Origin of the sequence: Streptomyces griseoaurantiacus (assembly GCF_036189845.1) — a bacterium.
GTDB classification, from domain to species: domain Bacteria; phylum Actinomycetota; class Actinomycetes; order Streptomycetales; family Streptomycetaceae; genus Streptomyces; species Streptomyces griseoaurantiacus.
Map to the genome: position 1 here is coordinate 4,611,760 of NZ_CP108326.1, position 12,590 is coordinate 4,624,349.

The 12,590-nt window shown below is 72.8% G+C and carries 12 protein-coding genes; 6 read left to right on the forward strand and 6 right to left on the reverse strand.

All coding sequences use genetic code 11. From position 1 onward, the window contains the following. The first annotated feature begins 70 nt into the window (after positions 1-70). Positions 71-823, forward strand: coding sequence for an SDR family NAD(P)-dependent oxidoreductase (locus OHB09_RS20590; protein ID WP_006138471.1), 753 nt, complete (start codon positions 71-73; stop codon positions 821-823). 49 nt (positions 824-872) lie between these two features. Here OHB09_RS20590 and OHB09_RS20595 read toward each other — a convergent pair whose 3' ends face one another. Then, positions 873-1,310 (reverse strand): gamma-glutamylcyclotransferase, encoded by a 438-nt coding sequence (locus OHB09_RS20595; RefSeq protein WP_040894163.1) that lies wholly within the window; start codon positions 1,308-1,310, stop codon positions 873-875. A gap of 128 nt (positions 1,311-1,438) precedes the next feature. Between OHB09_RS20595 and OHB09_RS20600 the strand changes: the two genes are divergently transcribed. Both OHB09_RS20600 and OHB09_RS20605 read left to right on the forward strand, forming a co-directional pair. Further along, positions 1,439-2,887 carry an NAD(P)H-quinone dehydrogenase gene (locus OHB09_RS20600; protein ID WP_006138473.1) on the forward strand — a complete coding sequence of 483 codons (1,449 nt, stop codon included), beginning with the start codon at positions 1,439-1,441 and terminating at the stop codon, positions 2,885-2,887. 189 nt (positions 2,888-3,076) lie between these two features. After that, a complete protein-coding gene (locus OHB09_RS20605; RefSeq protein ID WP_093597359.1) occupies positions 3,077-4,027 on the forward strand; it encodes a DeoR/GlpR family DNA-binding transcription regulator in 951 nt (316 codons plus the stop codon). 660 nt (positions 4,028-4,687) lie between these two features. On the opposite strand, the gene OHB09_RS20610 is transcribed toward OHB09_RS20605, so the two are convergent. After that, positions 4,688-6,460 (reverse strand): acetyl/propionyl/methylcrotonyl-CoA carboxylase subunit alpha, encoded by a 1,773-nt coding sequence (locus tag OHB09_RS20610; RefSeq protein WP_093597356.1) that lies wholly within the window; start codon positions 6,458-6,460, stop codon positions 4,688-4,690. 359 nt (positions 6,461-6,819) lie between these two features. Between OHB09_RS20610 and OHB09_RS20615 the strand changes: the two genes are divergently transcribed. After that, the gene (locus OHB09_RS20615) at positions 6,820-7,404 is read left to right on the forward strand and encodes a hypothetical protein (protein WP_319118908.1); all 585 of its coding nucleotides are present in this window, start codon (positions 6,820-6,822) and stop codon (positions 7,402-7,404) included. Here OHB09_RS20615 and OHB09_RS20620 read toward each other — a convergent pair. The 4 genes from OHB09_RS20620 to OHB09_RS20635 all read right to left on the reverse strand — a co-directional run bounded on the left by OHB09_RS20620 (position 7,373) and on the right by OHB09_RS20635 (position 10,104). Beyond that, positions 7,373-7,996 carry a Maf family protein gene (locus OHB09_RS20620; RefSeq protein WP_040893966.1) on the reverse strand — a complete coding sequence of 208 codons (624 nt, stop codon included), beginning with the start codon at positions 7,994-7,996 and terminating at the stop codon, positions 7,373-7,375. The two genes, OHB09_RS20615 and OHB09_RS20620, sit on opposite strands and share 32 nt — an antisense overlap. A gap of 42 nt (positions 7,997-8,038) precedes the next feature. Next, positions 8,039-8,167, reverse strand: coding sequence for a morphogenic membrane protein MmpB (mmpB, locus tag OHB09_RS20625; RefSeq protein ID WP_267972740.1), 129 nt, complete (start codon positions 8,165-8,167; stop codon positions 8,039-8,041). Positions 8,168-8,260: 93 nt separating this feature from the next. After that, positions 8,261-8,479 (reverse strand): acyl-CoA carboxylase subunit epsilon, encoded by a 219-nt coding sequence (locus OHB09_RS20630; RefSeq protein WP_328922358.1) that lies wholly within the window; start codon positions 8,477-8,479, stop codon positions 8,261-8,263. Positions 8,480-8,499: 20 nt separating this feature from the next. Then, positions 8,500-10,104 carry an acyl-CoA carboxylase subunit beta gene (locus OHB09_RS20635; RefSeq protein WP_006138277.1) on the reverse strand — a complete coding sequence of 535 codons (1,605 nt, stop codon included), beginning with the start codon at positions 10,102-10,104 and terminating at the stop codon, positions 8,500-8,502. 173 nt (positions 10,105-10,277) lie between these two features. On the opposite strand from OHB09_RS20635, the gene OHB09_RS20640 reads away from it, so the two are divergent. Continuing rightward, entirely contained in the window at positions 10,278-11,150 is an 873-nt protein-coding gene (locus OHB09_RS20640; protein ID WP_006138276.1) for a biotin--[acetyl-CoA-carboxylase] ligase, read from the forward strand. Between the two features lie 130 nt (positions 11,151-11,280). Then, positions 11,281-12,522, forward strand: a complete 1,242-nt coding sequence (locus OHB09_RS20645; protein ID WP_093597350.1) for an adenylate/guanylate cyclase domain-containing protein — start codon at positions 11,281-11,283, stop codon at positions 12,520-12,522. The last annotated feature ends 68 nt before the right edge of the window (positions 12,523-12,590 follow it).

Sequence of the window (12,590 nt, forward strand, 5' to 3'; positions counted from 1 at the left end):
CCGCTCGGTGCGGAAGTGCTACGGTCGCATTCAGTACCGATCGGTACTGAAATTCGTGGAGGTCATCGTCATGGGGAAGCTCGAAGGCAGGACCGCGGTCGTCACGGGCGGCGGCACGGGGATCGGCCTGGCCAGCGCCGTACGGCTCGCGGCCGAGGGCGCGCACGTGTTCGTCAGTGGACGCCGCAAGACGGAACTGGACGCCGCGGTCGAGGCCATCGGCCCCGACCGGGCCACCGCGGTACCGGGGGACATCGCGAACCCGGCCGACCTGGACCGGCTCTACGAGGCCGTACGGGCCCGGGGGAGGGGACTGGACGTGGTGTTCGCCAACGCGGCGACCGCGCAGCTCGTCCCGCTCGGGAACATCACCGAGGAGGACTACGACCACGTCTTCGGCGTCAACGTGCTCGGCACGCTGTTCACCGTCCAGAAGGCGCTGCCGCTGCTCAACGAGGGTGCCTCGGTCATCATCAACGCCTCCACCGCCGCCGACAACGGCAAGGAGACCGGCTTCGCCCTCTACGCGGCCTCCAAGGCCGCCGTCCGGTCCTTCGCGCGGACCTGGGGCAACACGCTGAAGGACCGGGGCGTCCGGGTCAACGCGATCTCGCCCGGGCCGATCGACACCCCGGCGATCCCGGCGCTGTTCGGCGAGCAGAAGGCCGAGGAGGTCAGGGCGCACCTCGCCACGACCGCGGCGGTGGGCCGGATGGGCCGCCCCGAGGAGGTCGCGGCGGCGGTGGCCTTCCTCGCCTCCGACGACAGCAGCTTCCTCCTCGGCTCCAACCTGTACGTGGACGGAGGCGAGAACCAGATCTGACCGGGGCGGCGCGGCGGGTGCGCCCGCCGGTCGGCAGAGTGGCGGCGGGTCAGCAGGGGCGCTTGCGCAGTTCCATCACGTAGTCGTGCGGAGCCCCCGCCGACTCCGCCGCGTCGGCCACCTCGCCCAGGTAGCGGGCGGACGGCAGCCCGCCCTCGTAGGCGTTGAGGACGTACGTCCACGCGGACTCCTCGCCGTCCAGCGTGTGCACCCGCACTTTCACCCGGCGGTATATGTCCATGCCCACGCCCTCCCAGCGGTCCAGGGAGTCCTCGTCCATGGGGGCGATGTCGTACAGCGCGAGGAACACCTGGGAGCCCGGCGCCTCCACGATCGTCGCCAGCGCGCCCTCCCAGCTCATCTGCTCGCCGCCGAACGTGAGCCGCCAGTCGTTCAGCCAGCCCGTGGCGCGCAGCGGCGAGTGCGGGGCGCGGCGCGTCATGAGCCGCGCGTCGAGGTTGCCGGCGTACGCGGCGTAGAGCGACATGAGCGCAGCGTACGGCAGTCCCGTGCCGGTCACCCGGGCACGCCGCGGGGGCCGGACGCCGCCCGGTCCCCGCCCGGACACGCCCCGCCCGAGGCCCCGGGCGGAAGCACCTTGAAGCGTGCGGGACAATGGGGTACGTGACTCGGATCGTGATCATTGGTGGCGGACCCGGCGGATACGAAGCGGCGCTGGTGGCCGCGCAGCTCGGCGCGGAGGTGACCGTCGTCGACTGCGACGGCCTGGGCGGCGCGTCGGTGCTGACCGACTGCGTGCCCTCGAAGACCCTCATCGCGACCGCCGAGGTGATGACCACCTTCGACTCCTCCTACGAGGAGCTCGGCATCATCGTCGCCGACGACACCCCGCCGCTGGAGGAGGCCGCCCGGGTGGTCGGGGTCGACCTCGGCAAGGTCAACCGCCGGGTCAAGCGGCTCGCCCTCGCCCAGTCGCACGACATCACCGCCTCCGTGACCCGGGCCGGCGCCCGCGTCGTGCGCGGCCGGGGCCGGCTGGAGGGCATGCAGGGCCTGGACGGCTCGCGCAAGGTCGTCGTCCGGGCCGCTGACGGCAGCGAGGAGACCCTCACCGCCGACGCCGTCCTCATCGCCACCGGCGGTCATCCGCGCGAACTGCCCGACGCGCAGCCCGACGGCGAGCGCATCCTGAACTGGACCCAGGTCTACGACCTCGACGAGCTGCCCGAGGAGCTCATCGTGGTCGGCTCCGGCGTCACCGGCGCCGAGTTCGCCGGCGCCTACCAGGCGCTCGGCTCCAAGGTCACCCTCGTCTCCTCCCGCGACCGGGTGCTGCCCGGCGAGGACCCCGACGCCGCCGCCGTCCTGGAGGACGTCTTCCGCCGCCGCGGCATGAACGTCATGGCCCGCTCCCGCGCCGAGTCCGCCAAGCGGGTCGGCGACCGGGTCGAGGTCACCCTCGCGGACGGCCGGGTCATCACCGGCTCGCACTGCCTGATGGCCGTCGGTGCCATCCCCAACAGCGCGGGCCTGGGCCTGGAGGAGGCCGGCGTCCAGCTCCGCGAGTCCGGGCACATCCGCACCGACCGCGTCTCCCGCACGACGGCACCGGGCGTGTACGCCGCCGGTGACGTGACCGGCGTCTTCGCGCTCGCCTCCGTGGCCGCCATGCAGGGACGCATCGCGATGTACCACTTCCTCGGCGACGCGGTGGCCCCCCTCGACCTCAAGACGGTCTCCTCCAACGTCTTCACCGACCCCGAGATCGCCACCGTCGGCTATTCGCAGGCCGACGTCGACGCCGGCAAGATCGACGCCCGTGTCGTCAAACTGCCGCTGCTGCGCAACCCGCGCGCCAAGATGCAGGGCATCCGGGACGGCTTCGTCAAGATCTTCTGCCGTCCGGGCACCGAGATCGTGGTCGGCGGAGTCGTCGTGGCCCCGCGCGCCTCGGAACTCATCCACCCCATCTCGATCGCGGTCGACAACAACCTGACGGTCGAACAGATCGCGAACGCGTTCACCGTGTACCCGTCCCTGTCGGGATCGATCGCGGAGGTCGCCCGCCAGCTCCACACCCGCAAGGCGACGGCAGGGGCCTGACGGCGACCGGGCAACTGCCGCCCGGCCGAAAGCGGTTCGCCTCGGTCACGCGCAGTCGCCGGGGGCGCGGACCAGGTGTGTGACGGGCGGGAAACGCGTATACCACTTGTGAACCCCCTGTGCGAACAACTTCTGTTATTCGGCGCAAACTGCTGAAAGCAGGCGGTCGTTGGGGTTACTGTCAGTTTCGTGTTCGCTGCAGAACGTCGCCAATTGATCCTCGAAATGGTGCGCGCGAACGGGGCCGTGTCGCTCCGTGAGCTCGCCCGCGTCGTCCAGACCTCCGAAGTGACCGTACGGCGGGACGTGCGCGCACTGGAGGCAGAAGGACTCCTCGACCGCCGGCACGGCGGTGCGGTACTGCCGGGCGGGTTCACGCGGGAGTCCGGCTTTCCGCAGAAATCCCATCTCGCGACCGCCGAGAAGACGGCCATCGCCGATCTCGCCGCGAGCCTCGTCGAAGAGGGCGAGGCGATCGTGGTCGGTGCGGGCACCACCACGCAGGAACTGGCGCGCCGGCTCGCCCGTGTGCCGGGGCTGACCGTCGTCACCAACTCCCTGCTGGTCGCACAGGCCCTCGCCCACGCCAACCGGGTGGAGGTCGTGATGACCGGCGGCACCCTGCGCGGCTCCAACTACGCGCTCGTCGGATCCGGGGCGGAGCAGTCCCTCCAGGGCCTGCGGGTCTCCCGGGCCTTCCTCTCGGGCGCCGGGCTCACCGCCGAGCGGGGACTGTCCACGTCGAACATGCTCTCCGCCTCGGTCGACCGGGCGCTGGTGCAGGCGGCGGCGGAGGTCGTGGTCCTCGCGGACCACACGAAGCTCGGGACGGACACGATGTTCCAGACCGTGCCGACGGATCTCATCACCCGGCTCGTCACCGACGAGCCGCCCGCGCACGACGACCGTGCGGGCGGTGAACTGCAGGCGCTGGCCGACCAGGGCGTGCAGATCGCGGTGGCCGGGGCGGGGGGCGGCGAGACGGGACCGGGTGGGCGGCAATCCCGCCGGGACGTCGGCCTGCCGGGCCCCAGACGGCAGGGCAACCCCGCGGGCCCGCAACTCCGCAGTGCCCCCGCCCTCGGTGACGCCCCCGCCGGGGACCGCCCGGCGAGGGTCGCGGACCTCCGCCGACGGTAGCGAGCGGCGCGCTGCGGGGCCGTGCGGTGCGGTGCGGTGCCGTGCCTCGGCTGCGGGTGCGCTGTGGCCGGTCGCGCAGTTCCCCGCGCCCCTTGGGGTGGCTGGGGTTGAGGGTCGGGTGCGGGTGCGCTGTGGCTGGTCGCGCAGTTCCTCGCGCCCCTTGGGGTGGCTGGGGTTGAGGGTCGGGTGCGGGTGCGCTGTGGCTGGTCGCGCAGTTCCTCGCGCCCCTTGGGGTGGCTGGGGTTGAGGGTCGGGTGCGGGTGCGCTGTGGCTGGTCGCGCAGTTCCTCGCGCCCCTTGGGGTGGCTGGGGTTGAGGGTCGGGTGCGGGTGCGCTGTGGCTGGTCGCGCAGTTCCTCGCGCCCCTTGGGGTGGCTGGGGTCGAGGGTCGGGTGCGGGTGCGCTGTGGCCGGTCGCGCAGTTCCCCGCGCCCCTTGGGGTGGCTGGGGTCGAGGGTCGGGTGCGGGTGCGCTGTGGCTGGTCGCGCAGTTCCCCGCGCCCCTTGGGGGGCTGAGGTTGTACCTCTGGTGCGGGTGGTCTGTGGCTGGTCGCGCAGTTCCTCGCGCCCCTGGGGTGGTGGGGTGCAGGGGCGGAGCCCCTGGGGGCGGGACGGGTAGGGGCGGCGGGGGTGGAGAACCCCCGGGCCGCCCCCGGCCGGTTCGTCAGTCCTTGATCTCGCAGAGCGGGGCGCCGGAGGTCACGGACGCACCGACCTCCGCCCCGAGGCCCTTGACAGTCCCCGCCTTGTGCGCGTTGATCGGCTGCTCCATCTTCATGGCCTCCAGGACGACGATCAGATCGCCCTCCTTGACCTCCTGGCCCTCCTCGACCGCGACCTTGACGATCGTGCCCTGCATGGGGGAGGCCAGCGTGTCGCCGGAGGCCACGGGGCCGGACTTCTTCGCGGCCCGCCGCTTCGGCTTGGCGCCCGCCGCCAGCCCCGTACGGGCGAGCGTCATCCCGAGGGACGCCGGCAGCGACACCTCGAGCCGCTTGCCGCCGACCTCGACGACGACCGTCTCGCGGCCCGTCTCCTCGTCACCGTCGGCCTCACCGGCTGCGGAGAACGGCTTGACCTCGTTGACGAACTCGGTCTCGATCCACCGGGTGTGCACGGTGAAGGGATCGGCGGAGCCGGTGAGTTCGGGCGCGAAGGCCGGGTCGCGGACCACCGCGCGGTGGAAGGGGATGGCGGTGGCCATGCCCTCCACCTGGAACTCGTCCAGCGCACGGGCGGCCCGCTGCAGCGCCTCCGCCCGGGTGCGGCCGGTCACGATCAGCTTGGCGAGGAGCGAGTCCCAGGCCGGGCCGATGACGCTGCCGGTCTCGACGCCCGCGTCGAGGCGGACACCGGGACCCGAGGGCGGGTCGAACAGGGTGACCGTGCCGGGCGCCGGCAGGAAGTTGCGGCCCGGGTCCTCGCCGTTGATGCGGAACTCGAAGGAGTGGCCGCGCAGCGGCGGGTCGTCGTAGCCGAGCTTCTCGCCGTCGGCGATGCGGAACATCTCGCGCACGAGGTCGATCCCGGAGACCTCCTCGGTGACCGGGTGCTCGACCTGGAGCCGGGTGTTGACCTCCAGGAAGGAGATCGTGCCGTCCTTGCCGACGAGGAACTCCACGGTGCCGGCGCCGACGTACCCGGCCTCCTTCAGGATGGCCTTCGACGCGGAGTAGAGCTGGGCGACCTGGTCGTCGGAGAGGAACGGCGCCGGGGCCTCCTCGACGAGCTTCTGGTGCCGGCGCTGCAGAGAGCAGTCACGCGTGGAGACGACGACCACGTTGCCGTGGGAGTCGGCCAGGCACTGCGTCTCCACGTGCCGGGGCTTGTCCAGGTACCGCTCGACGAAGCACTCGCCGCGCCCGAACGCGGCCACGGCCTCGCGCACCGCCGAGTCGTACAGCTCGGGCACCTCTTCGAGGGTGCGGGCCACCTTCAGACCGCGTCCGCCACCGCCGAAGGCGGCCTTGATCGCGATGGGCAGGCCGTGCTCCTCGGCGAAGGCCACGACCTCCTCGGCGCCGGAGACCGGGTCCGGGGTGCCCGCGACCAGCGGGGCGCCCGCGCGCTGCGCGATGTGCCGCGCCGCGACCTTGTCGCCGAGGTCACGGATGGCGTGCGGGGGCGGGCCGATCCAGATGAGGCCCGCGTCCAGGACGGCCTGGGCGAACTCCGCGTTCTCGGAGAGGAAGCCGTAACCGGGGTGGACGGCGTCCGCGCCGGAGTCCGCGGCGGCCTGGAGCACCTTGGCGATGTCCAGGTAGCTGGTGGCCGGGGTGTCCCCGCCCAGGGCGAACGCCTCGTCCGCGACGCGCACGTGCACCGCGTCCCGGTCCGGTTCCGCGTACACGGCCACGCTCGCGATGCCGGCGTCGCGGCAGGCCCGGGCGACACGGACAGCGATTTCGCCACGGTTGGCGATCAACACCTTGCGCACGTTGGCTCCCTCTCCTTGAAACAAGCCGAGTTTAGGGACTGCCGACACGACGTTTCGACCCGTGCCCAGTGGTGAGCTTCCCCACACGGAGCGTGAGTCGGGGCTCACTCGAGCGGCGAAACCCCTTGTCGCACCGGAGTACGCGGGGGCCCTCCCGGAAACACTAACCCTCCGGTGTGGTCGAGGTCTCTGTGCGGCCGTGCTGCGGGCGGTCGTGTTTCTTTGTGGAGTCCCTACTAATGGCCCAATGATTCTTTGCCTCTGCCGCACCCCTTGTCCCGGCCTTTACCCGTGAGTAGCGTTTCCGGGTGTCCCGTACGTACTCGGGGTAACCAGTGGGAAGGCGGGGGTGGGGCGGAGTGTTGCGCAGACCGGTGGCCCTGGTGACGGCGGTCGTGCTCTTCTGCGAGGCGGTGGGCATCGCGCTGCTCAACTGGTCCCTGGGCACGCTCGTGGACCGGCAGCAGATGTCCCTGGCCGGTCTCGAACCGGCGAAGATGTCCGCCTCCTCGAAGATCGGCGGCCTGGTCTTCGGCCTCTACTTCGTGCTCTGCGGCATCGCCGCGCTGGCGGTGTGCCTGCGCAACCGGCCGTCCGCCGGGCTGGGCCGGATCCTGCTGATCAGCGCGGCGGTGGTGCACGCGGTGCTGGGCGCCTTCGCCGTGGGGCTGATCGGCTGGCGGGCCTTCGCCTACATGATGGTGGTGCTGGCGCTCATCGTGCTCACGCTGATGACGTACGACCGGGACGGCGCGCGGCACGCCGCGACGGCGCCCCCGGCCGCCCCGGAACCCGCGGGCGCCACCGAGCCCCCGGTGGGCTCCGTCGACCCGGCGGCTCCGGCCGGCCCGGCGGCCCCGGCGTCCGCGGGACCGCCGGAGGAGGCGGCGCCGCCCGCCGGGGGCGGGTCCGTCAGTGCGAAGGGCGCGCCCACAACTGGGTGATGCCGACGCCCAGTTCCGCCAGCAGCCGGCGGACCAGCGGCAGGCTGAGCCCGATGACGTTGCCGTGGTCGCCCTCGATGCCGTCGATGAACGGCGCCGAGCGGCCGTCCAGCGTGAACGCGCCCGCGACGTGGAGCGGCTCCCCGGAGGCCACGTAGGCGGCGATCTCCTCGTCGCTGGGCTCGCCGAAGCGGACCACGGTGGACGCGGTCGCCGAGACGTGGCGGCCGCTCGCGGTGTCCCACACGCAGTGGCCGGTCTGCAGCGTGCCGGACCGGCCGCGCATCGCCTTCCAGCGGGCCGTGGCCTCCTCGGCGTCCGCGGGCTTGCCGAGCGCCTCGCCGTCGAGGTCGAGGACCGAGTCGCAGCCGATCACCAGGGCGCCGCGCACGTCCGGGCGGGCCGCCACGACGGACGCCTTGGCCTCGGCGAGGGCGAGGGCCAGTTCGGCGGGGGTGGGGGCGTCGAAGGGCTCCTCGTCGACTCCGCTGACGACGACCTCGGGCGCGAGCCCCGCCTGGCGGAGCAGCCCGAGGCGGGCGGGGGACTGGGAGGCGAGCACGAGCCGTCGGGGCGGCGACTGATCCGTCATGCGGTCAGCGTATTGCCTGCCGGCGGGCGGGGCGTCCGGGCCTCACAGGAGGCCCAGGACGAGCATCGCCACGACCATGGCAAGCGCCATCAGGATGCCGAGGCGGCGCAGCATGTCCTGGGTGTCGCGCAGTTCCTCGGGCGGCTCGTCGTCGGGGTCGGACCACAGCATGCCTTCGAGCTTGGGACCGTCCGGTCGGTCCGCGCCTGAGTACCCGTACTCAACTTCCCGGGCGGCTCGTGGTGCCGCCCGGGAAGCGGGCACTCAGCCCGGCCAGTAGGTACGGCTCCACGCCGTCGGACCCGGCTGCGGCAGCCGGTGGGCGGCGATGCGGGCGGGGTCGTCCCACGAGGCGCGGGCGGGGCGGGCGGAGTGCGGTTCCTGCGCCGCGGCACCGGCGGCCGCGGCGCGGGCGCGGACCACCGCCAGGGTGGCGGCGAGCTCCTCGGGGGTCGGGTTGCCCCGTACGACCTTGATCGTCACAGCGGCTCCTTCCAGAGGCTCTACAGGGGGATGTTGCCGTGCTTCTTCGGCGGCAGGGACTCGCGCTTGGAGCGGAGCTGGCGCAGGCCGCGGACCAGGTGGGCGCGGGTCTCCGAGGGCATGATCACCGCGTCGACGTAACCGCGCTCGGCGGCGACGTAGGGGTTGAGGAGGGTGTCCTCGTACTCCTGGAGCAGCCGGGCCCGGGTCGCCTCGGCGTCCTCGCCCGCGGCGGCGATCGTGCGGCGGTGCAGGATGTTGACGGCGCCCTGGGCGCCCATGACGGCGATCTGCGCGGTCGGCCAGGCCAGGTTGAGGTCGGCGCCCAGGTGCTTGGAGCCCATGACGTCGTAGGCGCCGCCGAAGGCCTTGCGGGTGATGACCGTGATGAGCGGGACGGTCGCCTCGGCGTAGGCGAAGATCAGCTTGGCGCCGCGGCGGATGATGCCGTCGTGCTCCTGGCCGACGCCGGGCAGGAAGCCGGGCACGTCGACGAAGGTCAGCACCGGGATGTTGAAGGCGTCGCAGGTGCGCACGAAACGGGCCGCCTTCTCGGAGGCCTTGATGTCCAGGCAGCCGGCGAACTGCATGGGCTGGTTGGCGACGATCCCGACGGGGTTGCCCTCGACGCGGCCGAAGCCGGTGACGATGTTCGGCGCGTACAGCGGCTGCGTCTCGAAGAACTCGGCGTCGTCCAGGACGTGTTCGATCACCGTGTGGATGTCGTACGGCTGGTTCGCGGAGTCGGGGACGAGGGTGTCGAGCTCGCGGTCCTCCTCGGTGAGGGCGAGGTCCGCCTCCTCGGGGAAGGCCGGGGCCTCGGACAGGTTGTTCGAGGGCAGGTAGGACAGCAGCTGCTTGATGTACTCGATGGCGTCCTTCTCGTCGCCCGCCATGTGGTGGGCGACGCCGGAGGCCGTGTTGTGGGTGCGGGCGCCGCCGAGCTCCTCGAAGCCGACGTCCTCCCCGGTGACGGTCTTGATGACGTCGGGGCCGGTGATGAACATGTGCGAGGTCTGGTCGACCATGACCGTGAAGTCGGTGATCGCCGGGGAGTAGACCGCGCCGCCCGCGCAGGGGCCGACGACCAGGCTGATCTGCGGGATCACCCCGGAGGCGTGGGTGTTGCGGCGGAAGATCTCCCCGTAGGCGCCGAGCGAGGCGACGCCCTCCTGGATGCGGGCGCCGCCGGAGTCGTTGATGCCGATGACCGGGCAGCCGGTCTTCAGCGCGAAGTCCATCACCTTGACGATCTTCTGCCCGTAGACCTCGCCGAGCGCGCCGCCGAAGACCGTGAAGTCCTGGGAGAAGACGGCGACCGGACGTCCGTCCACGGTGCCGTAGCCGGTGACCACCCCGTCGCCGTAGGGGCGGTTCTCCTCCAGCCCGAAGTCGGTCGAGCGGTGCCGGGCGAACTCGTCCAGCTCGACGAACGAGTCCTCGTCCAGCAGGAGTTCGATCCGCTCACGGGCCGTCAGCTTGCCCTTGGCGTGCTGCTTCTCGACGGCGCGCGCGGAGCCGGCGTGCCGGGCCTCCTCGATACGGCGCTGCAGATCCGCGAGCTTGCCCGCGGTGGTGTGGATGTCGATCTCTTCGCGCGCCTGGCGCTCTTCCGGCTCGGACATCGGGGATGCGGCTCCCTGCCTGCTCAAGTGGGGACGTGAGGGGGTGCGACGTGCGCTGGCTCGATCGGTGAACGCTCAGAAGAAGGGTTGGCTACTCATCCGTAGCGTAGTGGTGCGCCTACCGATCGGCAGTGCGGCGTTGGCCACACCTTCCGCGCTCTAGGGTGGCCCGTATGACCCCGCGAGACGCTTCCGAACCGCAGCCCAGCCGCTGGTCCGACCTGGACCGGCCGCCGCTCGGCGCCGCCGCCCTGCGCCGGGCGCTGGTGCGGCCGGGCAGCCTGTGGTCGGAGCTGGACGTCGTGCAGCGCACCGGGTCCACCAACAGCGACCTCGTCGACCGCGCGGCGAAGGGCGCGGCCGCCGAGGGCGCGGTGCTGGTCGCCGAGGAGCAGAGCGCGGGACGCGGCCGCCTGGACCGGCGGTGGACGGCCCCCGCCCGCTCCGGACTCTTCTTCTCCGTCCTGCTCGACCCCGCCGAGGTCCCGCTCGCCCGCTGGGGCTGGCTCCCGCTGCTCACCGGCGTCGCGGTGGCCACCGGGCTGTCCCGGGCGGCGGGCGTCGACACCGCCCTGAAGTGGCCCAACGACCTGCTGGTCACGGTGGACGGCGCCGAGCGCAAGACCGGCGGCATCCTCGCCGAGCGGGCCGGGGACCGGGGAGTGGTCGTCGGCATCGGCATCAACGTGAGCCTGCGGGCCGAGGAGCTGCCCGTGCCCACCGCCGGCTCGCTGGCCCTCGCGGGCGCCGCCGGCACCGACCGCGACCCCCTGCTGCGGGCGGTGCTGCGCTCCCTGGAGCAGTGGTACGGCCGCTGGCGGGAGGCCGGCGGGGACGCCGCCGCGAGCGGTCTCCAGGAGACGTACGCCGCCGGATGCGCGACGCTGGGCCGTACCGTGCGGGCCGACCTGCCGGGCGACCGCTCGGTCACCGGGGAGGCGGTGGCGGTCGACGGGGACGGACGGCTGGTGATCGCCACGGAGGAAGGGGTACAGGAGCCGGTGGGCGCGGGCGACGTGATCCACCTGCGGCCCGCCGGGGCATGACCGCCGCGGATCGGACGCCGGAGACCGGACGCCGACCGGACGTCTCCTTCGGGGAGTGAGCCACCGCACACCTGCCGTAGAGTTGAGCGCGGTCGATACCTGACCGCGACAGATCGGAAGGGCAGCAGGCGTGACCGTCGACGATTCGGGCTCGGGTACGGGCGCACATCCCGCCCCCGACGGTGAACCGGCGCGGGACGACGAGGCCGGCCCCGGCGAAGCCGGTTCCGAGGAGCCCGCTCCCGACCGCCCGGGTTCCGGCGAGGCCGGAACCCCGGAGGGCGGCCCGGACGAGGCCGGCGCGGAGGAGGACCCGCTCGCGCTCCGCCTCGAGGGCCTGATCCTCGGCGCCGAGCGCCGCTACACCCCCTTCCAGGCGGCCCGCAGCGCGGGCGTCTCCATGGAACTGGCCTCCCGCTTCTGGCGGGCCATGGGCTTCGCCGACATCGGCCAGGCCAAGGCGCTCACCGAGGCCGACGTCCTCGCCCTGCGGCGGCTCGCCGGCCTCGTCGAGGCGGGACTGCTCAGCGAGGCGATGGCGGTGCAGGTCGCCCGCTCCACCGGCCAGACCACCGCCCGGCTGGCCGAATGGCAGATCGACTCCTTCCTGGAGGACCTCACCGAGCCGCCCGAGCCCGGCATGACCCGCACCGAGGTGACGTATCCGCTGGTCGAGCTGCTCCTGCCGGAGCTGGAGGAGTTCCTCGTCTACGTGTGGCGGCGCCAGCTCGCCGCCGCCACCGGCCGGGTCATCCAGGCCACGGACGACGAGGAGATGGTCGACCGCCGCCTCGCCGTCGGCTTCGCCGACCTCGTCGGCTTCACCCGGCTGACCCGCCGCATGGAGGAGGAGGAGCTCGGCGAACTGGTCGAGGCCTTCGAGACGACGGCCGCCGACCTGGTCGCCGCGAACGGCGGCCGGCTCATCAAGACCCTCGGCGACGAGGTCCTCTACGCGGCCGACGACGCCGGTGTGGCCGCCGAGACCGCGCTGCGGCTCATCGAGACCATGGCGAACGACGAGACGATGCCGGAGCTGCGCGTAGGGATAGCCTTCGGCACGGTCACCACCCGGATGGGCGATGTGTTCGGCACGACGGTGAACCTCGCGAGCCGGCTGACCTCGATAGCCCCCAAGGACGCCGTCCTCGTGGACCAGGCGTTCGCCGAGGAACTGATCCGCTCCGGCGAGGCCCCCGCCTCCGAGGCCGAGGCCGCCGAGGCCGCCGCGACGGCCGAGAAGGAGGGCGAGGAGCCCCCGGTCTACCGCTTCGCCCTCCAGCCCATGTGGCAGCGCCCGGTCCGCGGGCTCGGCGTGGTGGAACCCTGGCTCCTCACCCGCAGGCCGACGGAGGCGCAGGACACGGTCTGACCGTGTGACGGGCGCGAGCGCCTGAGAGCCCGCACGCGTGACGCGTGTGGCGCACGGCCCGTAGGCCC